Consider the following 22,605-nt stretch of genomic DNA (forward strand, 5'->3'; position numbering starts at 1 on the left):
GGATAGGAGTGACCCAGGGATGACGGCCGGGAACAGCGGCGCGAGCACGCCCGAGGACGACGATCCGTTCGGCTACCTGTACGCGGACGGACAGCGGGCGGGCGCCTCGTCTCCCCGTCAGGGCGGTTACGGCTACCCGGGTCCGGCCGCCCAGCCGGGTGTGCCCAGGACGTCGTACAACCAGGTCAGAACGGTCGGCCAGCGCCAGTACGGGCAGCAGCAGACCGCCCAGCAGTACGGCCAGGTCCCGCACCAGCAGCAGTACGGCCGACAGCCCGGCGCCCCGTACGCGGCGCCCGAGACCCATCCGGGCGGTGCCCCGCCCCACCAGCCCCCCGCGCCCTCCGGCGGCGGTGGCGGCCGGGGTCGCGGACCGAACACCAGGGGCCTGCTCATCGGCGCCGTCGCGGTGGTGGCCGTGGTGGTGATCGGCATCACCGTGGCGCTGGTGAAGGGCGGCGACGGCACGACCGAGACCCCTCAGGCGGACGGGAGCAGCACCGCTCCCGCGGAAGAGGCCGGCCCGAGTCGGGAGCCGTCCGAGGACGACGAGGAGGAGCCGGCCGGGCTGCCCAGGCAGGACGCCGCGACGCTGCGCCTCGGCGCGCCCGCCGCGCTGGCGAAGGACATCGCGGGAGCCAAGGGCGCGGACGGCGCGTACGTGGTGTTCAACGGGGTCGGCGGCTCGGCCAGCTGGACCGTGGACATCCCGGCCGACGGTGCCTACACGCTGTTCATCACATACAGCGTGCCGGGCAAGGACGCCAAGACCTCGCTGACGATCAACGACGCCCAGCCGCGCTCGGTCAACATGTCCAACTTCGCCCGGGCCGAGGACGGCGACTGGGAGAAGGGCTGGACGCGGACCTACGCGTACGTGAACCTCGAAGAGGGGTCGAACACGCTGAAGATCTCGTGCGAGCAGGGTGACACGTGCGACGCCCTGCTCGACCAGGTGTGGCTGGAGGCCGGTCAGTCCAAGGGCTGACCTGGAGCGGGTCCGCGGCTCCCGAACGGCCTCGCAAGGCCCTGGGCCGCCCGGGAAGGGGAAGAGGCGGTTCCGGGGTCCTGGGCCGTCCGGGGCGGGGAGGTCCGCGCGGGTCGTCACGCCGCCGGGGCGTGCTCCGTCACCGTGATCCTGGGGAGCAGGTCCTCGTAGGAGGAGCGGTCGAAGTCGCCTGCCGTCGGGGCGAGGACGGTCGCCGCGGCGAGGGCCGTGGCGCGGACGAGGCGGTCCGGCCAGGGGAGGGCGTCGACGAGGCCCGAGAGCAGCCCGGCCAGGGCCGAGTCGCCCGCGCCGGTCGGGTTGCCGAGGACCTTGCGGGGCGGGGTGGCCTGCCAGATGCCCTCGGGTGTGGCGGCGAGCATGCCGCCGGGACCGAGGGAGGAGACCACCGTGCGGGCGCCGCGGCGGCGGGCGGCGTGTGTGGCGCGCAGTGGCTCGCGGGAGCCGGTGAGCTGGGCCAGCTCGTCGGCGTTCGGCTTGACCAGGTCGGGGCGGGCGGCGATGCCCCTGCGCAGCGGCTCGCCGCTGGTGTCCAGCAGCGCCGGCACCCCGGCGGCCCGTGCCCGGCGCACCAGTTCGGCATAGGCTCCGACGTGGATGCCCGGCGGGAGGCTGCCGCACAGCGCGACCGCTCGGGCCTCGCGCAGCAGCGACTCGTACGTGGTGAGGAACGCCGCCCATTCCTCCGGTGCGACGGTCGGGCCGGGCTCGTTGAACTGGGTGGTGTCGCCGGTGGTGGCGTCGACCACCGCGAGGGTGCGCCGGGTGTTCCCCGCGACCGGCACGAGCGCGTCGCGCACGGGGGACCCGACGAGCCGGTCGCGCAGGGTCTCGCCGTTGGGGCCGCCCGCGAAACCGGTGACGACCGCCTCGTGGCCCAGCGCCCCGAGCACCCGGGCGACGTTCAGGCCCTTGCCGCCGGGGCGTTCGTCGACCTCGGAGACCCGGTGGGAGCCGTGCGGGACGAGGGCGGGAACGCGGTAGGTGAGATCGATGGCGGTGTTCAGCGTGACCGTGAGGATCACCGTGACACCCCCTGAGCGTGCGTGGGCCTTCGACGGACGGGTCCTGATCATGCCAAAGAACCGGGCGGGGGCCCAGTCCTCCGCAGGCCAACCGCCCCGGCCCGCCGCACTACGGCCGCACTACGGCTCGAGCACCCACGCGCCCTTGCGCATCACGCCCCTGAGCGTGAAGTCGGCGTCGAGCACGACCAGATCGGCGTCCTTGCCGGCCTCGATGGAGCCCACCCTGTCCTGGAGGCCCAGCAGCCTCGCCGGGTTGGTGGAGATCGCCTGGACGATGTCCTCGACGGGCAGCGCGTCGACGGTCGCCGCCCTGCGGAAGGCGGTGTCCAGGGTGAGCGTGGAGCCGGCGATCGAGCCGCCCTCCACGAGCCGGGCCACACCTTCGCTGACCTCGACCGCCAGGGGGCCCAGGTGGTACACGCCGTCGCCGAAGCCCGCCGCGTCCATCGCGTCCGTGATGAACGCGACCCGGGCGGCGCCCGCGTGGTGGAAGGCCAGCTCCAGGGCGGCCGGGTGCAGATGCGTACCGTCGTTGATCAGTTCGACGGTGATCCGCTCGTCCTCCAGCAGCGCGGCGATCGGCCCGGGGGCCCGGTGGCCGAATGCGGGCATGGCGTTGAAGAGGTGCGTGGCGACCGTGGCACCCGCGTCGATCGCCTGGACGGTCTGCTCGTAGGTGGCGTCGGTGTGACCGATCGCGGCGATCACGCCGTGCTCGGCGAGCAGCCGTACGGACTCGATGCCCCCGGGCAGTTCGGTGGCGAGGGTGACCATCCGCGCGGTGCCGCGGGCGGCGTCGAGCAGTTTGCGCACCTCCGCCGGGTCGGGGTCGCGCAGCAGTTCCCCGCTGTGCGCGCCCTTGCGGCAGGGCGAGAGGAACGGGCCCTCGAAGTGGATGCCGGCCAGGTCGCCCTGCTCCACCAGCTCGGAGAGGAACCCGGCGCGGTGGGTGAGGAAGTCCATGTCGCCGGTCACCGTGGAGGCGACCATCGTGGTGGTGCCGTGCTCGTGGTGGGTGCGCACTGCGGTGAGCACGTCCTCGGCCGTGCCGGACGTGAACGAGGCCCCCCCGCCGCCGTGGTTGTGCATGTCCACGAAGCCGGGGACCAGCCAGTGGCCGGACAGGTCGACCGACGGCGCGTCGGCCGGGGCGTGACCGCCGATCAGGGTCCCCTCGACACTCACCCGCCCGTGCTCGACGACCCCGGTGGGCAGCACCACCCGGGCGCCCGCGAGAACCATCCGGTCGGCCATCAGCCGGTTACCTCCGTGGTGAGTGAGTCGGACGTGGCGAGCAGGTCCCAGGCGAGGAGGCCGGCGCCGAGGCAGCCGGCGGTGTCCCCGAGGGCCGCCGGGACGATCGAGGGCGGCTGCTGGAAGGTGATGCGCGCCTCCACCGCGGCCCGCAGCGGTGCGAACAGGGTCTCCCCAGCCTCCGCGAGACCGCCGCCGATGATCAGCGTGCCTGGATCCAGCAGGGTGAGCGCGGTCACCAGCCCGTCGGCGAGGGCGTCGACGGCTTCCCGCCAGACGCGTGCGGCCGCCTCGTCGCCGGAGTCGACCGCCTTCGCGCAGTCGGCGGCGTCCGCCTCCGGGTCGCCGCTGGCGGCGGCCCAGGCGCGGGAGACGGCGGAGGCGGAGGCCAGCGTCTCCAGACAGCCGCGCCGGCCGCAGCCGCACTCCGGGCCGCCGGGCCGGACGACGATGTGGCCGATCTCCCCCGCGCAGCCGTGCGCGCCCTCCTCGATCGCGCCGCCGATGCCGATGGCCCCGGCGATGCCCGTGCCGAGTGGGACGAACAGGAACCGCTCCGTGCCGCGGCCCGCCCCGACGCGGCCCTCGGCGAGCCCGCCGGTGCGGACGTCGTGGCCGAGGGCGACCGGGAGCCCGCCGAGCCGTGCGGCGAGCAGCGCGCGCAAGGGGAGGTCGCGCCAGCCCAGGTTGGCCGCGTAGACGGCGGTGCCGTTCGCGGTGTCGACGATGCCGGGCACCGCGACGCCGGCGGCCGAGGCGCCCTGCCCGTACCGCTGCTCGCCGTGGGCGCGCAGTTCGGCGGCGAAGCCGAGGATGGTCTCGACGACGGCCTCCGGACCGTGCTCCCTGCCGGTCGCCCGGCGGGAGTCGTGCAGCACCGTGCCATCCGGCCCGACGAGGGCGGCCTTGATCCCGGTGCCGCCCACATCGAGGGCGATGACATGTCTCACGTGTACAGTCTCGCCGCCGGACCGCAAAAGGTCTAGTCCACTGTTCGGGTTGCTGAACAGGGGGCCGCAGCGGTGGCGGTTCGTCGCGCCCTCGGCCCGGAAGTCCCCGTGCCGTGGCGTCCAATGGCGTTCCGGTTGAGCCCGGTTGAGCCCGGTTGAGCCCGGTTGAGCCCGGTTGGGCCAGGTTGAGCCCGGGTGGGCTCTGATCGGCCCCCGGCGGTCCGCGGATGCCCGGTGGGGCCCCGTCGGCGTCGCGTCCTCCGGCGCCCCGGCGCTCTCCTGCGCCCTTGGCGGTTCTCGGCGCTGCGGTGCTGCGGTGGTGCTCCGGCGGCCTTTCGGCACTCCGGTCCGCCGGTCGGCACTCCGGTCGACCGGGCGGACGTGGCGGTTGTGGCGGTTGTGGCGGTGCGGTCGTGCAGCCGTGCGGTCGTGCAGCCGTGCGGCCGTCGCGGTGGCCGTGGACATGGCCACGGGTGGTGCGCCGGTGGTCCCCGTGGCGCGAGTGGGCGGGCGTGTTCATCCCGCCCGGACGGGTGCGCGGGCGTGCGCCCGGCGCGGAGAGACTTGGCCGGAATCATTCGCTCCGGATGGCGCCGCGCTGTCCGAGGGGACGGCTAGGTTGCTGGTATGACCGACGACCGCGACCGCCTCAGCGCCCCTGACGGCTCCGGCGGCCTCTCCCGGCGCGACCGCGCCGTGCTCGCCTTCGAGCGGGCGTCGTGGGCCGGACCCGGTACCAAGGAGCGGGCGATACGTGAGGAGCTCGCTATCACCCCCACCCGCTACTACCAGCTCCTCAACGCCCTCCTGGACGACCCGCGCGCGCTTGCCCACGACCCCGTGACGGTGAACCGCCTGCGGCGCGTCCGGGAATCGCAGCGGTCGCTCCGGTGACGTGGCGGGGACTTCGCCGCGCGCCGTAGCTGAGCGGGGCCCGCGTCGATAGGGTCGCGACATGGGCAGCTACTCGCACGCACTGCCGGAACCGACCACCGCCGCCGGCCGTGAGGGGCTCGCCGCGGTCCTCCGGCAGCCGTCCGGGAGTGTGGTCGCGCTGGATTTCGACGGAACGCTGGCGGAGATCGTCCCGGACCCCGAGCAGGCGAGGGCGCATCCCGCGACGGTTCCCGCGCTGTCCCGGCTCGCGCCACAGGTGCGGTCTGTCGTCGTGGTGACCGGCAGGCCGGCCGGGGTCGCCGTCCGGTACGGCGGGTTCGCCGGCGCCGAAGGGCTGGAGCACCTCGTCGTCCTGGGGCACTACGGCGCGGAGCGGTGGGACGCCGTCAGCGGCGACGTCCAGGCCCAGCCCGAGCACCCGGGCGTCGCCGCGGTACGGGCCGAGCTGCCCGGCCTCCTCGACTCGATGGGTGTCTGGCGGGGTACCTGGATCGAGGAGAAGGGCCGCGCGGTCGCCGTGCACACCCGCCGCGCCGGGGACCCGCAGTCGGCCTTCGAGGCGCTGCGCGAGCCGATCGCCGCGCTGGCCGGGCGTCACGGGCTGATCGTCGAGCCCGGCCGCCTCGTTCTGGAGATCCGCCCGCCGGGCGTCGACAAGGGCATCGCGCTCGCCGAGTACGTCCGCGAGGTGAACGCCTCCGCGGTCGTCTACGCGGGCGACGACCTCGGTGATCTGGCCGCCTTCGCCGCCGTGGAGAAGCTCCGCTCGGACGGGGTCCCCGGACTGCTCCTCTGCAGCGGTGCCGAGGTGCCCGAGCTCGCCGAGCGCGCCGACCTCCCGCTGCCCGGCCCGGCTGCCGTCGTGGGCTTCCTCTCCGCCCTGGCGGACCGTATCGAGCACCGCGCCTGAGGCCCCTCGTGGCGGCCGGGGGCGTGGCTGTCGCGACGCGCTCCGGAGCCCGGTCCGGGCTCGGCTCCGTGCCCACCCGGCTCCGTGCCCACCCGGCTCCGTGCCCACCCGGCTCCGTGCCCACCCGGCCCCGTGTCAGCCCGGCTCCGCGACGCCCTCGTCCAGCGCCTCCAGCGCGTTCAACTGGTCCAGGAACCACCGCTGCGGCGGCAGCGCGGTCGCCGCGGCCGCCAGGCGCTTGCCGCGCTCCGCGCGCTCGGTGTCCGGCATGGACAGGGCCCGGTGAAGGGCGCCGGCCGTCCCGGTCACGTCGTACGGGTTCACCACCAGCGCGTCGTCGCCGAGTTCCGCGCACGCCCCCGCCTCCCGTGACAGCACCAGCGCGCAGCCGGCCTCCGACACGACCGGGATCTCCTTGGCGACGAGGTTCATCCCGTCCCGGACGGGGTTCACGAGGGCCACGTCCGCCATCCGGTACGCCGCCAGCGAGCGGGCGAAGTCGTCCTTGACGTGCAGGAGCACAGGGGTCCAGCCGGGTGTGCCGTACCGTGCGTTGATCTCCTCGGCGACCCGTGAGACCTCGGCCGTGTACTCGCGGTAGACGGCGAGGTCCTGGCGCGAGGGATAGGCGAAGGCGATGTGCACGACCCGCTCGCGCCACTCCGGGTGCTCGTCCAGCAGGGTGCGGTACGCGAGGAGTCCGCGGACGATGTTCTTCGACAACTCGGTGCGGTCCACCCGCACGATCGTCTTGCGGCTGCCCGGGCCGTGTGCGCCGCCGCCGATCTGCTCGCGCAGCGCGGCCATCCGCTCGTCCACGTCCGTCCGCCGCGAACGCTCCCGCAGGAAGTCCGCGTCCGCCCCGAGGCCGTGCACCCCGAGTTCGGTGCGCCGCCTGCGGTGCCCCGGCAACCGGTACTCGAGGCTCGGCGGTCCGTCCTTCGGCCGGTGCGGGTCCACGTCGTGGTCGGCCAGCACCCGGTGGCAGCAGCTCTGGAACGCCTCGAGCCAGCGCTGGGTGAGGAAGCCCAGCCGGTTGGCCCCGAGCATCCCGAGCAGCAACTGCTCGGCGATGTCGTCCGGGAGCATCCGGAAGTACTCCGGCGGGGCCCACGGCGTGTGCGAGAAGTGGCCGATGCGCAGGTCTGGCCGCAGGTCCCGGAGCATGCCCGGCACGAGCGCGAGATGGTAGTCCTGCACCAGCACGACCGCCGCCGGGGCCGCCGACTCGGCCAGGGCCTGCGCGAACGCCTGGTTGTAGGCCTCGTAGGCCACCCACTGGCGGCGGAACTCGGCGTCGAAGACGGGCTCCAGCGGTGTCTGGTACAGCATGTGGTGGACGAACCACAGCACCGAGTTCGCGATCCCGTTGTACGCGTCGGAGTGCACGGCGGCGTCGATGTCCAGCATCCGTACGCCCGGTTCGCCGATCTTGCGCCGCACCGCCTCGCGGTCCCCGTCGCCGAGCGCCGAGCACACCCACAGCGCGTCCGTCTCGGGTCCGATGGCCGACAGCCCGGACACCAGCCCGCCGCCGCCGCGCCTGGCGTCGAGCGTCCCGTCCTCCCGGAAGACGTACGAGACGGGGCCCCGGTTGGAGGCGACGAGAACTCGTGCGGCGTGCGCGTGCTCGTACTGGTGCTCAGAGACCATGTCGCGAACCTAGCCCTTCCTGGAACCGCTCAAACGTACGGCCGGATGCGGTGGCCGGAGACCGCCCGTCCGGGACCGCCGTGCCGCCGGACCGCCGTGCCGCCGGACCGCCGTGCCGCCGTGCCGCCGGACCGCCGTGCCGCCGTGCCGCCGGACCGCCGTGCCGCCGTGCCGCCGGACCGCTGCGCCGCCCGACCGCCGTGCCGCCGTGCCGCCGGACCGCCGGACCGCCGGACCGCCGGACCGCTGCGCCGCCGGAGCGCCGTGCCGCCGGAGCGCCGTGCCGCCGGAGCGCCGTGCCGCCGGACCCCGGCGCCCGCCCGGCGCCCCGGCCTGCGGCCCGCCGTGCACTCGACCGGTCAGGGGTTCCTCCGGCCGCGCGTCGCCGCGAGTGCGATCGCCCCGGCGGCCGAGAGCGCCAGGGCCATCCCGCCCAGCAGCCACAGCCGCTCGCTGTCGTGGCCTGCCGCGGCGATCTCACCGACGGCCCGCTCCCCGCCGTCCCGGCCCGGGGCATCGGCGCCGGCCGCGCTGCCGGGGCCGCCGGGGGCCGGTGGTACGCCCGGGGGCTGTCCGCCGGATTCCCTGCCGCGGGCGTCCGCCGCGGCCGGCTCGTCCCGGCCGTCCTCGTGCCCCTGCCCGAGGCTGTGAGCGCGGCTCTCCTCGTGGCCGAAGCCGGTCCGGGGGGCTCCGAGCTCCCCGAGCTCCTCGGCCACCGGGGCCGCCGAGCACCGGGTGTCCGTGGTGCCGGCGGCGCAGTTCGACCGCGGGGACTGGACCTCCAGGCCGCCGCCGAGACGGCCGTCGCCGTCGCCGCCGTCCTCGCCGCCGACGGTGACCGAGTAGGTGACGGTCGCCGACATCCCTGCCGGGAGGGCGCCCGAGTAGGAGAGCACGGGTTCGTCGTACGCGACCCGGCCGCGGGTGGCCCGGGCGTTGCGGTCGTAGACGGCGTCGTCGAGGGTGCCGCCGAGGTCGTCGGTGAACCGCACGTCGGGGAGGTCCCGCTCGCCGTTGTTGGTCGCCCGGATGGTGAAGGTGAGGGTGTCCCCGCGGGCGACCCTCTGCGCCGACGCCGTCTTGGTGACCTGGAGGTCGGGGGCCGGTGCCGGCAGGGCGGGAGCCGTTCGCGCGAAGCCCGTCGCGGCGGCCGCGGTACCCGCGGCGACCGCCAGGGCCCCGAGGAGCCGGGGCCGATTGCCTCTGCTGCGTCCGCGGCCCCTCGTCCGGTCCCGGCCGGGCACGGCCCGATCCGGACGGGAGACCCGAGCGCTCTGTGATCTCACATTGCCCATAAGTACGAAATGTAGGCAATCATCCCGGCTGGGCCGGGTTACGCCGCGCCGTGTTGCGCCGCGCCCGTGTTGCGCCGCGCCCGTGTTGCGCCGCGCCCGGGTTACGCCGCGCCCGTGTTGCGCCGTCCCGCCCGGGCCGCGTACTCGGGGATGTCCCCCATCGGCGGGCGTTCCTCCGTGTCCACCGTGTGGGTCCGCGGGACGAACCCCCCCTCGGCGCGGTCGAACTGGGTCAGCACCGGGCGCACCAGGTGCCCGCGCGAGAGGCGCAGTTGAGCGGTGCGGTAGATCGCCGCCGCCATCCGGCCCAGCGCCTGGCCGTCCTGGTGGCGGTGCAGCCGCACGCCGACGTCCACCTGGGCCAGCGCGTCAAGACCCACCGTGTGCAGCGCGTCCACCAGCAGGCCCAGCTCCACCCCGTAGCCGACCGGGAACGGCAGCCGCTCCAGGAGCGAGCGGCGCGCCGCGTACTCCCCGCCGAGCGGCTGGACGAACCCGGCGAGCCGCGGCCAGTGCAGATTGAGCAGCGGCCGCGCCACCAACTCGGTCACCCGGCCGCCCTGGCCGGGCGTGTCGCCGAGCGGCCTGTCGTACACCGCCTTGACGAACTGCACCTCGGGGTCGGTCAGCAGCGGGCCGACGATCCCGGAGACGAAGCCGGGGGAGAACTCCCTCAGGTCGGCGTCCACGAAGCAGACGATGTCGCCGGTGGTCGCCAGCAGGGAGCGCCACAGCACCTCGCCCTTGCCCGGTACGGCCGGAACGCGCGGGAGTATCCCGTCCCGGTGCACCACCCGGGCGCCGGCCCGGGCGGCCGCCTCGGCGGTGCGGTCCGTCGACCCCGAGTCGACGACGACCAGCTCGTCGACGAGCGGCACCGTGTCGCTCATCAGCTCGCGCCGGATCACGTCCACGATCCCGCCGACCGTCGCCTCCTCGTTCAGTGCGGGGAGCACCACGCTGACCGTGGTGTCCTGCTTGGCGGACAGCAGCCGGTCCAGTGGGCGGTCCGCCACCGACCAGGACCGCCGGGCCAGCCAGCGCTCCACCTCTTCCAGCACGTGATCTCCATCTCGCGGATCGGACGGCCGTCTCAGGCGTCCGGGGGTTCGGTTACAGTCTTGAACAACGCGGACCGCCGATGCATGTCGGGGTCGCCGCGCGGACACAATCGAATACCGCTCATCCAGAGGGGCAGAGGGACACGGCCCGCTGAAGCCCCGGCAACCCTCCAGCCGATCTCGTCGCGCATCGCGGCCGAGGCTCACGGCTCGGGAAGGTGCCAATTCCGTCTCGCGGCGAGATGCGCCGCGGGGAAGATGAGGAGAAAGGGCCTCGCCTCCATGGCTGTGCAGACCGTCGCCACCACTTCCGATTCTGCCGACACCGTCGACCTGGGTCCCGCCTCCGGGCTCTCCTGCCGCGAATGCGGTGAGCGTTTCGCCCTCGGTCCGGTCTTCGCCTGCGAGGCGTGTTTCGGGCCGCTCGAGGTCGCGTACGACCTTCCGGGCGGCGACCCCGAGGAGCTGCGCGCGCGCATCGAGAGCGGTCCGGACAACATCTGGCGCTATGCGCCGCTGCTGCCCGTGCCCGCGGACGTGGCGGGCAAGCCGAATCTGAACCCGGGTTTCACCAGGCTCGTCCGCGCCGACAACCTCGCCCGTGAGCTGGGCGTCACCGGCGGACTCTGGGTCAAGGACGACTCGGGCAACCCCACGCACTCCTTCAAGGACCGGGTCGTGGCCCAGGCGATCGAGGCCGCCCGCGCCTTCGGTTTCACCACGCTCTCCTGCTCCTCCACGGGCAACCTGGCCGGCGCGGTCGGCGCCGCGGCCGCCCGCGCCGGCTTCCGCTCCTGCGTGTTCATCCCGCACGACCTGGAGCAGGGCAAGGTCGTGATGGCCGCCGTCTACGGTGGCGAGCTGGTCGGCATCGAGGGCAACTACGACGACGTCAACCGCTTCTGCTCCGAACTCATCGGCGACCCGGCGGGCGAGGGGTGGGGCTTCGTCAACGTCAATCTCCGCCCGTACTACGCGGAGGGTTCCAAGACGCTGGCGTACGAGATCTGCGAGCAGCTCGGCTGGCGGCTCCCGGACCAGATCGTCATCCCCATCGCCTCCGGTTCCCAGCTCACCAAGATCGACAAGGGGCTCCGGGAACTGATCGCACTGGGCCTGGTCGAGGACCGGCCCTACCGGATCTTCGGTGCCCAGGCCGAGGGCTGCTCACCGGTGTCCGCGGCCTTCAAGGCCGGCCACGAGGTGGTCAGGCCGCAGAAGCCGGACACCATCGCCAAGTCGCTGGCGATCGGCAACCCGGCGGACGGCCCGTATGTGCTGGACATCTGCCGGCGCACCGGCGGCGCGGTGGAGGACGTCACCGACGAGGAGATCGTGGACGCGATCAAGCTGCTGGCCCGCACCGAGGGGATCTTCACCGAGACCGCGGGCGGTACGACCCTCGGGGTGGCGAGGAAGCTGATCGAGGCCGGGGTGATCGACCCGGCCCTCACCACGGTGGTCGTCAACACGGGGGACGGCCTCAAGACCCTCGACGCGGTGGCCCCGACCACGGGTATGTCCGCAGTCATCCGCCCCAACCTGGACTCCTTCCGAGAGGCTGGCCTCGTATGAGCGTCAACGTCCGCATCCCCACCATCCTCCGCACCTACACCGGCGGGCAGGCAGAGGTCCCGGCCGAGGGCGCCACCCTCGCGGAGGTCATCGCCGATCTGGAGAAGAACCACACGGGCATCGCGGCCCGGGTCCTGGACGACCAGGGCCGGCTCCGCCGTTTCGTCAACGTGTACGTCAACGACGACGACGTGCGCTTCGAGCAGGGCCTGGGGACGGCGACCCCGGACGGCGCCGGCGTGTCGATCATCCCCGCGGTGGCCGGCGGCTGATCGCGCGCCGAGCCGGCGGCTGGTCGCCACACAGAGTCAGCAGAAGAGCCCCCTCCGCAAGCTCTGCGGAGGGGGCGTTTCTGCAGGGTTGAGCGCGATAGAATCGGGGAAACCCTCCCCGCCGCGCGTGCCGGGCGCATATGAGAACGCCGTCCCGCGCGACAAGAAACAGCCAAAGTGCTTGAGCATTGTGCGCCGTAAGTGCGCTTTGTCCGGCCCGACTTGCCCGGGAATGCTCGCATTTCTCCTGAATCCTTCTTTCGGCCCTGCCCGGAATTCTCGTCCGATTGACCTGTTGCAGACGGCAGTTGGACAGATACATTCAGCCGCGGTCGACGCGTTCCGGCGCACGCCCATGGGGTCGTCCCCATGCCCCTCCGGGCACGGGGAGCCGCCCCTGGGTGAGGTCTGACCCGGGTCCGCGAAGTGCGGTCCTGTGCAAGGGCCAGTAATAGGGGAGTTAGGCATGGCTCAGGGCACCGTCAAGTGGTTCAACGCGGAGAAGGGGTATGGCTTCATCGCGGTCGACGGTGGTGCGGATGTTTTCGTCCACTACAGCGCGATCCAGATGGACGGATACCGCACCCTGGAGGAGGGGCAGCGAGTCGAGTTCGAGATCTCGCAGGGCCAGAAGGGGCCGCAGGCGGACATGGTCCGCGTAGCCGGCTGAGCGCCGACTGACTGCAGCAAAGCCGACTGACTGCAGCACAAGCGACGGAGGGTCCGTGCCAGGGGCACGGACCCTCCGTCGTGGTGTGCCCGTCCCGCGCCGCGAGGGCGCCCGGGTGCGAGGGCCGCGTCGGGGCTCCTGCCGCCGGGATGGACGGTGCGCCCTCGCCCCGGGGGGACGCGCCGACGCGCCCCCGGGGCGACGCGGCGCGGCCTTCGGACGGAAGCCCGAGTCGCGGTCGCGTCTTGCACTCGCCGGGTCCGAGTGCTAATCATTGGCGTTAGCACTCTACGAGTGAGAGTGACAACGAAGGACCGGGTCGGTGAGGTCCGCAGGCCGGGTGGGGCAAGGAACCACAAGGCACGCAGGCCGTCCGTCGCGGGCACCAGCGCGGTCCGGAGCATCCACCCCAGTCCGGGAGGACCACTTCACATGGCCAAGATCATCGCGTTCGACGAGGAGGCACGGCGCGGTCTCGAGCGCGGGATGAACCAGCTCGCCGACGCCGTCAAGGTCACCCTTGGCCCCAAGGGCCGGAACGTCGTCCTCGAGAAGAAGTGGGGCGCCCCCACGATCACCAACGACGGTGTCTCCATCGCCAAGGAGATCGAGCTCGAGGACCCGTACGAGAAGATCGGCGCCGAGCTGGTCAAGGAAGTCGCCAAGAAGACGGACGACGTCGCCGGTGACGGTACGACCACCGCGACCGTCCTCGCCCAGGCGCTGGTCCGCGAGGGCCTGCGCAACGTGGCGGCCGGTGCCAACCCGATGGCCCTGAAGCGCGGCATCGAGAAGGCCGTCGAGGCCGTCTCCGGTGCGCTGCTCGACCAGGCCAAGGAGGTCGAGACCAAGGAGCAGATCGCCTCCACCGCCTCCATCTCCGCCGCCGACACCCAGATCGGCGAGCTCATCGCCGAGGCGATGGACAAGGTCGGCAAGGAAGGCGTCATCACCGTCGAGGAGTCCCAGACCTTCGGTCTCGAGCTGGAGCTCACCGAGGGCATGCGCTTCGACAAGGGCTACATCTCGGCGTACTTCGCGACCGACATGGAGCGCATGGAGGCCGCCCTCGAGGACCCGTACATCCTCATCTTCAACGGCAAGGTCTCCTCGGTGAAGGACCTGCTCCCGCTGCTGGAGAAGGTCATGCAGTCGGGCAAGCCGCTGCTGATCATCGCCGAGGACGTCGAGGGCGAGGCCCTGTCGACCCTGGTCGTCAACAAGATCCGCGGTACCTTCAAGTCCGTCGCCGTCAAGGCTCCGGGCTTCGGCGACCGCCGCAAGGCCATGCTCGGCGACATCGCCATCCTCACCGGTGGCACGGTCGTCTCCGAGGAGGTCGGCCTCAAGCTCGAGAACGCGGGCCTGGACCTGCTGGGCCGCGCCCGCAAGGTCGTCATCACCAAGGACGAGACCACCATCGTCGACGGTGCCGGCGAGAGCGACCAGGTCCAGGGCCGGGTCAACCAGATCCGCGCCGAGATCGAGAACTCCGACTCGGACTACGACCGCGAGAAGCTCCAGGAGCGCCTCGCGAAGCTGGCCGGCGGCGTGGCCGTCATCAAGGCCGGTGCCGCGACCGAGGTCGAGCTCAAGGAGCGCAAGCACCGCATCGAGGACGCCGTCCGCAACGCGAAGGCGGCCGTCGAGGAGGGCATCGTCGCCGGTGGTGGCGTGGCCCTGCTCCAGGCCTCCCAGGTCTTCGAGAAGCTCGAGCTCGACGGTGACGAGGCCACCGGTGCCGCCGCTGTGAAGCTGGCCCTGGAGGCCCCGCTGAAGCAGATCGCCGTCAACGCCGGCCTCGAGGGCGGCGTCGTGGTGGAGAAGGTGCGCAACCTGACCCCGGGCCACGGCCTGAACGCCGCGACCGGCGAGTACGTCGACCTCGTCGCCGAGGGCATCATCGACCCGGCCAAGGTCACCCGTTCCGCGCTGCAGAACGCCGCGTCGATCGCCGCGCTGTTCCTCACCACCGAGGCCGTCATCGCCGACAAGCCGGAGAAGGCCGCCGCGGCCGCTCCGGGCGGCATGCCGGGCGGTGACATGGACTTCTGATCGACCCTGTGGTTGATCGACCGTCCTGTACCGAGGGCGGCACCCCCACTCCCGGGGGTGCCGCCCTCGGCCTTTGCGCCTGCGCGCCCGGCCGGGCGCGCAGGCGCGTGCGGGTCCGGGGCGTGGGTGCGGGGTGGTCGTGTGGGGTGGTCTTGGGGTGCTGGTCGGGTCCGGCGCGCGGGGTGGTTGCCGGGGCCTGGCGTTGCGGGGCCGGGGCGGGCCGTGCGGGATCGTCCCCGGGCCGTCCTCAGGCCGTCCTCAGGCCGGCGCCAGACGCAGCGTGAACCACGTCGTCTTGCCGTCGTCCGCCGGTCGCACACCCCAGCCGCCCGCCAGCGACTCGACGAGGATCAGGCCCCGCCCCGACTCGTCGTCGGCGCCCGCCGGCCGGATCCGGGGTGGAAGGTGGCTGTGGTCGCTCACCTCGACGGTCAGCTCCGTGCTGTTGCGCCGCACCTGCAGGCGTACCGGGCCCTGCCCGTGCCGGACGGCGTTGGTGACCACCTCGGACACCAGCAGCCCGGCGTCGTCGGCGACCTGGGCGCAGTCCCAGGCGACCAGGGACTCGGCGAGGAACGCCCGCGCACGTGACACCGAAGCCGGGGCCGCCGGCAGTACCGTCGTCGCCGTGGCCAGCGGGGCCGCCGGCAACTGGGCCAGAAGCAGCGTCACATCGTCGTGGTGGTGCTCGGTGGCGGGCAGGACCGACTCCAGCACGTCGTCCACCACCGTCTCCAGGTCGTGTGCCGAGGCGAACGCGAGATCGAGTGCGTCGATGAGCGCGTCGAGCTGCTCTTCGATGTCTCCCGCCGGTGTCTCTATCAGGCCATCGGTGAAGAGGACCAGGCTCGACCCCGGGGCGATGGCCACCGTCGCCTCCTGGTGGGGATGCTCCCCCACCCCCAGGGGCACGCTGACCGGTGCCTCCAGGGACCGCACGCCGTCGCCCGGCTCCGCGACGAGAGCCGGCAGATGCCCGGCCGAGCAGACGGTCACCTCGCCCGCGTCCGGCGCCACGACCAGATAGCAGCAGGTCACCAGCTGGTCCGGTCCGTCGAGTTCGGCGACGATCGAGTCGAGCGCGTGCATCAGCTCCCGCGGCCGCATACCGGTCTTGGCGAGGGCGTGGGCCGCGGACCGCAGTTGCCCCATGATGGCGGCGGCCTCCAGGCCGCGGCCCATCACGTCACCGATGAGGATGCCGACCCGCCCGGCGCCCAGCGGCACGAGGTCGAACCAGTCACCGCCGACACCCGCGCCCTGGGTGGCGGGCAGATAGCGGCTCGCGGTCTCCAGCCCGGGCACGGCCGGCGGGGTGCCCATCAGACTGCGCTGCAGAGTCAGCGCGACGTGACGCTGCTGCTCGTACAGGGCCTGGAACCGCTCCTCGGCGGCTTTGCGTTCGCTGACGTCGCGTACGGCAGCGGAGACGAGGAGCCCGTCGGTGGTCTCGAGGGGGCTGAGACTGATCTCCACGGGGAACTCGGTGCCGTCCTTGCGGAGGCCGTGCAGTTCGAGCCCGGCACCCATGGGGCGGACCTGGCCGTTGTGGGTGTAGCCGTCGCGGTGTGCGGAGTGGTGGTCGCGAAAGCGGCCGGGGACGAGGATCTCGACGGGGTGGCCGAGGAGTTCTTCGCGCCGGTAGCCGAACAGGGCTTCCGTCTGCGCGTTGACGAGGCGAATGGTTCCGCCGTCGTCGACGATGACCATGGCGTCCGGCGCCGCCTCCAGCAGCCCCCGGAACCGCTCTTCTGCGGACCCCGCGGGGGCCCCTGGGCGCGGGCTCGTGCGGCAGCGGCAGGCCCCGGCGGTGCCGGTGTCTGGATCGGACTCCGATGAGACCGCCGTGATGATGCCATTCATGCTTGCCTCCCGGACGGATTCTGCCCTTTGCCGTGACCGCGGCAGCGGTATCCGGACATCTCACCGCAATGCCTGACGCCATACACGGGGGAGTCCGATTCTGACCGGTGATGGCGCTTGCGCGGAGAGAAACGAAAGGAGTGCGGCGGGTGTGGAGTGGCATCAACGGTCGGGCCCGGAGTTCGCAGCCATGCTGGTCGGGGACGCCTGCTCGGAACTCGATCTTCCGTACGGGGTGGTGTGACCTCTGTGAATTCTGTGGCCTACGTGATCCCCGAGTCGCTCGGTTCCCGGACGACCGATGGCGGGTTCGGTCCCGCTGATCGTCCCGCTCGAAGAGGCGATGGGGGACGAGATGACGGACGAGATGACGGACGAGATGACGGACGAGATGACGGACGAGATGACGGACGACATGACGGACGACATGACGGACGAGATGGCGGACGGGGCGGCGGACGGGTCGCCGGAGCGGCCGCCCGGGCCCCCTGGGCCTCTGCCGGCGACCGGCCGGCCCGATCCCCGGTCAAGGGCGCATCCCCAGCCATTCGGCTCCGTCCGGCGAGGTCTCCCTCTTCCAGATCGGTACCTCCTGCTTGAGCAGTTCGATGCACATACGGGCGGCGGCGAACGCTTCCGCGCGATGTGGTGCGGACGCGGCCAGTACCACCGCCGCATCGCCGACCTGCAACTCCCCGATCCGGTGCGAGACGGCGACCCTGGCCCCCCGAGCCGACTGCTCGCAGCGGTCGATGACGGAGTTCAGCGCTCGCAGCGCCATGGCGGAGTACGCCTCGTAGCGCAGTTCGGTCACTTCGTGGCCCTCGTTCTCGTCGCGTACGGTGCCGACGAAGGCCACCACGGCCCCCTGCCCTGGGCCGGCTACCGCGTCGACCAGGGGGTCGATGCGCAGCGGCTCGTCCGTCACGACGCAGTAGCGGTCCGATCCTCCGGCGATCGGGGGGATCAGTGCCACGGTGTCCCCCGAACTCAGCACATGCCCGGAGGCGGCGAACTCCTCGTTCACGGCGATCCTGATGCGCTCCCGGATCGGTACGAACGGCGGGTGGCGTTCGCCGATCCGCTCCACCAGGTCGGCCACGGTGGCGCCGGAGGCGAGCGAGAAGTGCTCCTCGCGGGCCTGGACGTACATCTCCCGCAGGATGCCGAAGTACAGCACCTGGACGTCGGTTCCCATGATCATTCCTCCTGGTTGCCGCCGGCGGGCCGGCCGGAGCGTGACCACGAACACGGTGCAACGACGGTCTCCCGCACGGTCGTCGGCACGATCACCGGCGCGGTCGTCCGCGCCGCCGGAGGCATCGGCATCTCCCGGCCGTCCCCCCGGCCGTCCCCCCGGCCGACGCCCGGCCGTTCGGGCGCGTCAGGGCTGCGGAGCCCCCGCGGCGCTCATACCGGTACCTGCAGGGCCGAGTAGGCCGTGTCGATGTCTGCCGCGAGGTCGAAGTCCAGCCCGGTCAACCCGTCCATCTTGTGTGTCCACAGCACCACCGTCACCTCCCGCTTGTTCTCCCAGGACAGATTGGGGTGGTGGTTGAGCTTCTCCGCGATGTCGGCGATGGCCTCGACGAGGGCCAACGACTGGCGGAACGTCACGCAGTGGAAGGTCCGGCAGAGGTGCCCTTGCCGGAGTTCCCACTCCGGGACCCGGCCCAGGCGCCGCTGCACCGCCGCGGTGTCCAGGGTGACGGCGCTGCCCTGGCAGGCACGGTGATCGGTCGGGGGGAAGCCGTCGTCGGTGCGGGACTCGTTCGCGGTCACGGGGTTCTCCCGGGGGACTCGTCGTTGCTCTGTACAGGTCCGGGCAGGGCGGTCCTCTCTCAGCCGCCTCGCGTGTGCATCTCCAGATGCGGGTCGTCGCGCAGGCTGTCCACGGAGACGAACACCCCTCTCTCGCGCCGGTTCAGCCGGTTCTCCGCGCCCCGGTCCGCTCGCTCGCGCCACACCGTGGCCACCTGGTCCCGCAGTTCCTCGTCGCTCGCCCCCTCCCGCAGGGGTTCGCGCAGGTTCAGGCCGCTCAGCGAGTACAGGCAGGTGAGCAGGATGCCGTCGGCCGTGAGGCGGGTGCGGTTGCAGCTACGGCAGAAGGGCTGGGTGGTCGAGGAGACGACGCCGAAGACGGCGCCGTCCGGTAGCGCGTACCGGTCGGCCGGGGCGGGACCGCCCTCGTCCAGGGGGGTGGGCTGGGATCCGTAGTGCCGCGCGAGCCGGTCGAGGATCTCCAGCCGGGACACGACCTTCGACGCGCTCCAGTGGGTGGCCCCGCCGACGTCCATGTACTCGATGAACCGCACCTCGGCGGGGACGGCCCGTCCGTACTCGATCAGATCGGCCAGCTCGTCCTCGTTGAAGTCCCGCATCACGACGGTGTCGATCTTCGTGCCGGTGAATCCCGCCTCGGGGACCGAGCGGATCCCGGCCATCACGGCGCCGTGGGACGAGCGCTGGCTCATGGCCTTGAAGCGCTCGGGGCGCAGGGTGTCGAGGCTCACCGTCACCCGGCCCAGCCCCGCTTCCTTCAACGCGCCGGCGTGCTTGCCCAGAAGCACGCCGTTCGTCGTGAGGGCGAGATCCCGCAGGCCTCGGTCGGACCTGGACGCCAGGGTCTTGACGATGTCGGGAAGCTCGGGCCGTATCAGGGGCTCGCCTCCGGTCAGGCGCACCTTGTGGACACCCAGCGACATGAACACGTCCGTCAGACGGCCGATCTCGGAAGTCGACAGCAGATCCCGTCGGGGAAGCCAGGTGTAGTGCTCCTCCGGCATGCAGTACTGGCAGCGCAGATTGCACTGGTCGGTCACCGACAGCCGGAGGTCACCCAGCGGCCGGTCGAAGAGATCCCGCGGGTGATCGGCAAGATCGGCATTGCCGCCGGCCATGGGTATCAGCCCCCGGTGTCAGGCGGTGCGCAGAGTGCGGTACCGGTTCGATGTGCCGGTGGGGAAGCGGACGGGGCGAGCGGTCCCCCGTGGCTGAAGGCCGATGACGCGGGCGATGGTCCCGGGGAAACGGCCGGGTGGGCCCCCTCCCGGCAGCCGACGCGGCCCGAGGTCCCGGCGGACAGCCGGGCCTCGGCGGCCCGGCGGCTGTGCAGCGGGTTCGTGACCCGGTATGAGGTCATGGTCAACCCTTCCTGCTGCTTTATGGCTTTGTGGATCTATTTTAGGCTGCGATAAGCCTCGCGCACCTCGCGCACCTCGCGCACCCCGCGGGGCAGGGCCGGGGGAGCCTCGTGCCGAGCGTGGCCGAGCCCGCCGGCGGTGTCGAACTCGCATGGCACCGCATGTGGGCCGCGGATACGCTGGCGAGAATGAGCTGATATTTCCGATCTCACGGAAAGGTCCGCTATGGCTGAGAACCCTGCCGACTCACGGGGGCGGCGCACCGTGGAGGTCGCTCTGGTCCACGCGGGCCGCACCAAGATCCGGTACCCGGCTGAACTGCTCGACGACGACGGGGCGCGGATCACGGTCCAGGCGACCTGGGCGGCTTCGCACGTGAGGGATCTCGGCTTCGTCCGCTTCGAACCGGGTGACTCCTTCGTGGAGCGCTACTGGCGCGACCGCTGGCATGCGGTCAAGGAGGTGCGCGCGGGGGACGGCGCTCTGAAGGGCTGGTATGCCAACGTCACCCGGCCGAGCACCCTCGACGACGGTGAACTCCGCGTCGAGGAGATGGGGCTGAACCTGTGGGTGTCCGCGGACACGGCCACTGTGCTGCGGCTGGACGAGGAGACGTTCGCTTCGGGCGGTCTGCGCGGGCGTGATCCCGACTCGGCGAGCAGGGCCGAGGCCGCTCTGGACGAACTCGAGCACATGGCGAAGGAGGGGCGGTGGGGCGAGTTGGTCCGAGTTCGGTGACAGCGGGAGCCGAGAGGCAGCCGTGACCTGCTCCGCCGCCGCTCCGCGGCCGGCCCCGCCGGGAGGCACCCGTGCGGGGCGGCCGTGATCGGGCCCTGATGCGCGTGCTCCGGCCGTGGAACGGGGCCGGCGGGGGCGCGGGGGACCCGGTGGGTCCGAGCCGGACCGCGTCGCGCGTCTCCCTCGCGATCCTGGTCGCGACCCAGTTCTATGTGATGCTCACCGGCACGGTCGTCAACATCACGCTGCCCGTCATGGGCGAGGACCTGGGGCTCGCTCCGACCCTTCTGCCCCAGGTGGTCGGTGCGTACGTCCTGGCCACCGCGGCGCTCCTGCTGCCGGCAGGTCGCGCCGCCGACCGCTTCGGGCGCCGCCGCCTGCTGCTGGTCGGCCTCGCGGTGTCGTCGTTCGCTTCCTGCCTGGTCGCCCTCTCCGGCGACGCCACGACGCTGATCGCGGCACGGGCGTTCCAGGGCGCCGGGATCGCCCTGGTGCAGGCCGCCCTGCTCGCCCTGTTCCTGTTGCGCGCCCCGGAGGGCGAGCGCGCCAGGCCCCTCGGCCTCTGGGGCATGGCGACCTTGGCCGGGGGCGGCGTCGGGGTCCTCTTCAGCGGACTGCTCACCGAAGTCGCCGGGTGGCGGTACGTGTTCTTCGCCATCGCCGCGTTCGCGGCACTGCTGGCGCCGCTGTGCGCCGTCACCGCCCCGTCGGACGGGGTCACTGGTGACAGGGTGCCCCGCCGCGACCTTGTGAGCCTCGTCGTGTTGGCGTCCGGACTGGTCCTGCTGGCCTTCGGTACGGCCGAGGCGGGGCGCTGGGGGTCTCGCCCCCAGGCACTGGTCCCGGCCGGTGGTGGACTCGCCCTTCTCGCACTCCTGATCGCGCTCGAGCGAGGCCGGCCGAACCCGCTGATTCCGCTGCGGGTCTTCGCCGGCGCTTCCGTGCGTGCGGCCCAGGTCGGCGTGGCGGTCCTCGGGATGGCGGCCACCGGAATGTTCTTCCTGCTGCCCCTCTACCAGCAGCGGGTTCTCGGCGACAGCCCTGGAACGGCCGCGCTGTGGCAGGTCCCTCTCACCGTGGCGTCAAGCCTGGGGTCCGTGTTCGCCGCCCGTCTCGGCCGTCGGCTCGGATCCCGAACGGCCCTGGCGCTCGGCCAGACGGTACTGGCCGCCGGACTGCTGTGGATGGGCCGGCTGAAGGGGGAGCGCAGCTTCGGGGAGGAGGCCCTGCTTCCGTCGCTGCTGATGGGCGCGGGGCTGGGGGTGGCGCTCGTCCACATGGTCAAGGCCGCCACGGCGGGTGCCGACCAGCAGAACGCCGGTGTGGCGAGCGGACTGACCACCACCGTGAAGAAGTGCGGGGGCGTGTTCGGTCTCACCGCGCTCGGCAGCCTCGCGGCGGCGGTGACGGAAACGGCGGATCCCGGTCTGTCACAGGTGCGGGCGCTGCAGGAGGGGTACGCCGCGGCGTTCACCTTGCTGGGTGCGCTCGTCGCCGCTACGGCGCTGCTGGTTCCGCTGGCCCCGCTGCTGGGCCGGATCGCTTCTCGGCGGTCCCAGCGGGGCACGACGGCGGACAGCGCCCCACCCCGCACCGCACGCTGAAACCGCTCGCCGGCCTCCCCCGTCCGCCGGGCCGGGAGCAGGGCCTGACGCCGGCCGGGTACGCGTCGCCCGTCCGCCGGCCGAGCAGGACCCGCCGACCGTCCGTCTCCCGCCTGCCGGCCCAGCATGCACCCGCTGAACGAGTTCAAGCCGGCGGGCCGGACATGGCCCCGGCAGCGGTCGTCCGCCGGCGGTCGAGCCTGTCCAGGACGAGGTCGCGCAGCAGCTCGTACTCCTCACGGAGCCTGCGCAATTCGGTCACGGGAGGGCGTGGAATCACGACGCCTTCGGTGACGATCTCCTCCGGCCCGAACTGCTCGCGGGTGAGGTCTATCTCGATGCCCTGGCCCAGGCGGTTCCACCAGTGGTAATCCACACGCTCTCCAGCGACGTGGACCTCCCCCCGGAGCAGATCGCCGCCGAGCAGATCGTGGAGCACCAGGGCGGTCACCCCGCACTGGTCCCGGGCGGGATTGTCCTCGGTCCAGCGGGCTCGGAACTCGGGAGTGGACCTCTCGGCACTCCAACTGCTGCGAACGGCACGTTCGATGTCGGTGAGAAGCAGTGGTGTCATGCCGGCGATCCTGCCAGGGGGCACTGACATCAGCCGGACGCCGGTGGTGAGAAGGGG

The 22,605-nt window shown here is 72.5% G+C and carries 20 protein-coding genes and 1 riboswitch; of the genes, 9 read left to right on the plus strand and 11 right to left on the minus strand.

Translation table 11 applies throughout. From position 1 onward, the window contains the following. The first annotated feature begins 19 nt into the window (after nucleotides 1-19). Nucleotides 20-988 (plus strand): carbohydrate-binding protein, encoded by a 969-nt coding sequence (locus SCWH03_RS14325; RefSeq protein WP_173264619.1) that lies wholly within the window; start codon nucleotides 20-22, stop codon nucleotides 986-988. A gap of 116 nt (nucleotides 989-1,104) precedes the next feature. On the opposite strand, the gene SCWH03_RS14330 is transcribed toward SCWH03_RS14325, so the two are convergent. The 3 genes from SCWH03_RS14330 to SCWH03_RS14340 form a co-directional block, all read right to left on the minus strand. Further along, nucleotides 1,105-2,031: a 1-phosphofructokinase family hexose kinase gene (locus SCWH03_RS14330; RefSeq protein WP_173264741.1), complete on the minus strand. Its 927-nt coding sequence runs from the start codon at nucleotides 2,029-2,031 to the stop codon at nucleotides 1,105-1,107. Between the two features lie 120 nt (nucleotides 2,032-2,151). Beyond that, the gene (gene nagA / locus SCWH03_RS14335; RefSeq protein ID WP_173264620.1) at nucleotides 2,152-3,288 is read right to left on the minus strand and encodes an N-acetylglucosamine-6-phosphate deacetylase; all 1,137 of its coding nucleotides are present in this window, start codon (nucleotides 3,286-3,288) and stop codon (nucleotides 2,152-2,154) included. Further along, nucleotides 3,288-4,238: an ROK family protein gene (locus SCWH03_RS14340; protein WP_173264621.1), complete on the minus strand. Its 951-nt coding sequence runs from the start codon at nucleotides 4,236-4,238 to the stop codon at nucleotides 3,288-3,290. The genes nagA and SCWH03_RS14340 overlap by 1 nt, the downstream gene beginning before the upstream one ends. Before the next feature lie 627 nt (nucleotides 4,239-4,865). Here SCWH03_RS14340 and SCWH03_RS14345 point away from each other — a divergent pair. Beyond that, complete coding sequence (locus SCWH03_RS14345; protein ID WP_173264622.1) at nucleotides 4,866-5,132, plus strand: DUF3263 domain-containing protein; 267 nt, start codon at nucleotides 4,866-4,868, stop codon at nucleotides 5,130-5,132. Nucleotides 5,133-5,193: 61 nt separating this feature from the next. Next, entirely contained in the window at nucleotides 5,194-6,045 is an 852-nt protein-coding gene (otsB, locus tag SCWH03_RS14350) for a trehalose-phosphatase (RefSeq protein WP_173264623.1), read from the plus strand. A 135-nt stretch (nucleotides 6,046-6,180) separates the two neighbouring features. On the opposite strand, the gene SCWH03_RS14355 is transcribed toward otsB, so the two are convergent. The 3 genes from SCWH03_RS14355 to SCWH03_RS14365 all read right to left on the minus strand — a co-directional run bounded on the left by SCWH03_RS14355 (nucleotide 6,181) and on the right by SCWH03_RS14365 (nucleotide 10,054). Then, nucleotides 6,181-7,698, minus strand: coding sequence for an alpha,alpha-trehalose-phosphate synthase (UDP-forming) (locus tag SCWH03_RS14355; RefSeq protein ID WP_173264624.1), 1,518 nt, complete (start codon nucleotides 7,696-7,698; stop codon nucleotides 6,181-6,183). A 359-nt stretch (nucleotides 7,699-8,057) separates the two neighbouring features. Beyond that, nucleotides 8,058-8,942, minus strand: coding sequence for a DUF7927 domain-containing protein (locus SCWH03_RS14360; protein WP_173264625.1), 885 nt, complete (start codon nucleotides 8,940-8,942; stop codon nucleotides 8,058-8,060). Between the two features lie 152 nt (nucleotides 8,943-9,094). After that, complete coding sequence (locus tag SCWH03_RS14365) at nucleotides 9,095-10,054, minus strand: glucosyl-3-phosphoglycerate synthase (RefSeq protein WP_173264626.1); 960 nt, start codon at nucleotides 10,052-10,054, stop codon at nucleotides 9,095-9,097. A gap of 118 nt (nucleotides 10,055-10,172) precedes the next feature. Continuing rightward, a riboswitch (SAM riboswitch) is annotated at nucleotides 10,173-10,319 on the plus strand. 17 nt (nucleotides 10,320-10,336) lie between these two features. On the opposite strand from SCWH03_RS14365, the gene thrC reads away from it, so the two are divergent. The 4 genes from thrC to groL all read left to right on the plus strand — a co-directional run bounded on the left by thrC (nucleotide 10,337) and on the right by groL (nucleotide 14,626). Then, nucleotides 10,337-11,629, plus strand: a complete 1,293-nt coding sequence (thrC, locus tag SCWH03_RS14370; RefSeq protein ID WP_173264627.1) for a threonine synthase — start codon at nucleotides 10,337-10,339, stop codon at nucleotides 11,627-11,629. After that, on the plus strand, nucleotides 11,626-11,901 hold the full coding sequence (locus SCWH03_RS14375; RefSeq protein ID WP_173264628.1) for a MoaD/ThiS family protein: 276 nt from the start codon (nucleotides 11,626-11,628) through the stop codon (nucleotides 11,899-11,901). Before thrC ends, SCWH03_RS14375 begins: the two co-directional genes overlap by 4 nt. Nucleotides 11,902-12,367: 466 nt before the next feature. Then, nucleotides 12,368-12,571 (plus strand): cold-shock protein, encoded by a 204-nt coding sequence (locus tag SCWH03_RS14380; RefSeq protein ID WP_003986833.1) that lies wholly within the window; start codon nucleotides 12,368-12,370, stop codon nucleotides 12,569-12,571. A gap of 432 nt (nucleotides 12,572-13,003) precedes the next feature. Continuing rightward, nucleotides 13,004-14,626 (plus strand): chaperonin GroEL, encoded by a 1,623-nt coding sequence (groL, locus tag SCWH03_RS14385; RefSeq protein ID WP_017946010.1) that lies wholly within the window; start codon nucleotides 13,004-13,006, stop codon nucleotides 14,624-14,626. Between the two features lie 258 nt (nucleotides 14,627-14,884). Here the strand turns inward: groL and SCWH03_RS14390 are convergent, their stop codons facing one another. The 4 genes from SCWH03_RS14390 to moaA all read right to left on the minus strand — a co-directional run bounded on the left by SCWH03_RS14390 (nucleotide 14,885) and on the right by moaA (nucleotide 19,389). Beyond that, nucleotides 14,885-16,489, minus strand: coding sequence for an ATP-binding SpoIIE family protein phosphatase (locus SCWH03_RS14390; protein ID WP_173264629.1), 1,605 nt, complete (start codon nucleotides 16,487-16,489; stop codon nucleotides 14,885-14,887). Between the two features lie 526 nt (nucleotides 16,490-17,015). After that, on the minus strand, nucleotides 17,016-17,687 hold the full coding sequence (locus SCWH03_RS14395; RefSeq protein ID WP_173264630.1) for a molybdenum cofactor biosynthesis protein MoaE: 672 nt from the start codon (nucleotides 17,685-17,687) through the stop codon (nucleotides 17,016-17,018). 212 nt (nucleotides 17,688-17,899) lie between these two features. Then, nucleotides 17,900-18,271 (minus strand): 4a-hydroxytetrahydrobiopterin dehydratase, encoded by a 372-nt coding sequence (locus SCWH03_RS14400; protein ID WP_216854748.1) that lies wholly within the window; start codon nucleotides 18,269-18,271, stop codon nucleotides 17,900-17,902. Between the two features lie 59 nt (nucleotides 18,272-18,330). After that, nucleotides 18,331-19,389 (minus strand): GTP 3',8-cyclase MoaA, encoded by a 1,059-nt coding sequence (moaA, locus tag SCWH03_RS14405; RefSeq protein ID WP_173264631.1) that lies wholly within the window; start codon nucleotides 19,387-19,389, stop codon nucleotides 18,331-18,333. Nucleotides 19,390-19,857: 468 nt separating this feature from the next. On the opposite strand from moaA, the gene SCWH03_RS14410 reads away from it, so the two are divergent. Together SCWH03_RS14410 and SCWH03_RS14415 are read left to right on the plus strand one after the other, a co-directional pair. Next, nucleotides 19,858-20,370 (plus strand): ribonuclease FAU-1 family protein, encoded by a 513-nt coding sequence (locus SCWH03_RS14410; protein ID WP_173264632.1) that lies wholly within the window; start codon nucleotides 19,858-19,860, stop codon nucleotides 20,368-20,370. A gap of 149 nt (nucleotides 20,371-20,519) precedes the next feature. Beyond that, a complete protein-coding gene (locus tag SCWH03_RS14415) occupies nucleotides 20,520-21,974 on the plus strand; it encodes an MFS transporter (protein WP_173264633.1) in 1,455 nt (484 codons plus the stop codon). Nucleotides 21,975-22,119: 145 nt separating this feature from the next. Here SCWH03_RS14415 and SCWH03_RS14420 read toward each other — a convergent pair whose 3' ends face one another. Then, nucleotides 22,120-22,548, minus strand: coding sequence for a YunG family protein (locus tag SCWH03_RS14420; protein ID WP_173264634.1), 429 nt, complete (start codon nucleotides 22,546-22,548; stop codon nucleotides 22,120-22,122). Between the last annotated feature and the right edge of the window lie 57 nt (nucleotides 22,549-22,605).

It is taken from the genome of Streptomyces pacificus, assembly GCF_011766325.1.
In the GTDB taxonomy this organism is placed as follows: Bacteria; Actinomycetota; Actinomycetes; order Streptomycetales; family Streptomycetaceae; genus Streptomyces; species Streptomyces pacificus.

Bases quoted from the DNA above. Each gene is read 5' to 3' on its own strand.
- groL (WP_017946010.1), top strand. From the start codon at position 13,004: ATGGCCAAGATCATCGCGTTCGACGAGGAGGCACGGCGCGGTCTCGAG.
- SCWH03_RS14390 (WP_173264629.1), bottom strand. From the start codon at position 16,489: ATGAATGGCATCATCACGGCGGTCTCATCGGAGTCCGATCCAGACACC.
- SCWH03_RS14420 (WP_173264634.1), bottom strand. From the start codon at position 22,548: ATGACACCACTGCTTCTCACCGACATCGAACGTGCCGTTCGCAGCAGT.
- SCWH03_RS14375 (WP_173264628.1), top strand. From the start codon at position 11,626: ATGAGCGTCAACGTCCGCATCCCCACCATCCTCCGCACCTACACCGGC.
- SCWH03_RS14355 (WP_173264624.1), bottom strand. From the start codon at position 7,698: ATGGTCTCTGAGCACCAGTACGAGCACGCGCACGCCGCACGAGTTCTC.
- moaA (WP_173264631.1), bottom strand. From the start codon at position 19,389: ATGGCCGGCGGCAATGCCGATCTTGCCGATCACCCGCGGGATCTCTTC.
- SCWH03_RS14345 (WP_173264622.1), top strand. From the start codon at position 4,866: ATGACCGACGACCGCGACCGCCTCAGCGCCCCTGACGGCTCCGGCGGC.
- SCWH03_RS14395 (WP_173264630.1), bottom strand. From the start codon at position 17,687: ATGGGAACCGACGTCCAGGTGCTGTACTTCGGCATCCTGCGGGAGATG.
- thrC (WP_173264627.1), top strand. From the start codon at position 10,337: ATGGCTGTGCAGACCGTCGCCACCACTTCCGATTCTGCCGACACCGTC.
- SCWH03_RS14380 (WP_003986833.1), top strand. From the start codon at position 12,368: ATGGCTCAGGGCACCGTCAAGTGGTTCAACGCGGAGAAGGGGTATGGC.
- nagA (WP_173264620.1), bottom strand. From the start codon at position 3,288: ATGGCCGACCGGATGGTTCTCGCGGGCGCCCGGGTGGTGCTGCCCACC.
- SCWH03_RS14325 (WP_173264619.1), top strand. From the start codon at position 20: ATGACGGCCGGGAACAGCGGCGCGAGCACGCCCGAGGACGACGATCCG.
- SCWH03_RS14410 (WP_173264632.1), top strand. From the start codon at position 19,858: ATGGCTGAGAACCCTGCCGACTCACGGGGGCGGCGCACCGTGGAGGTC.
- otsB (WP_173264623.1), top strand. From the start codon at position 5,194: ATGGGCAGCTACTCGCACGCACTGCCGGAACCGACCACCGCCGCCGGC.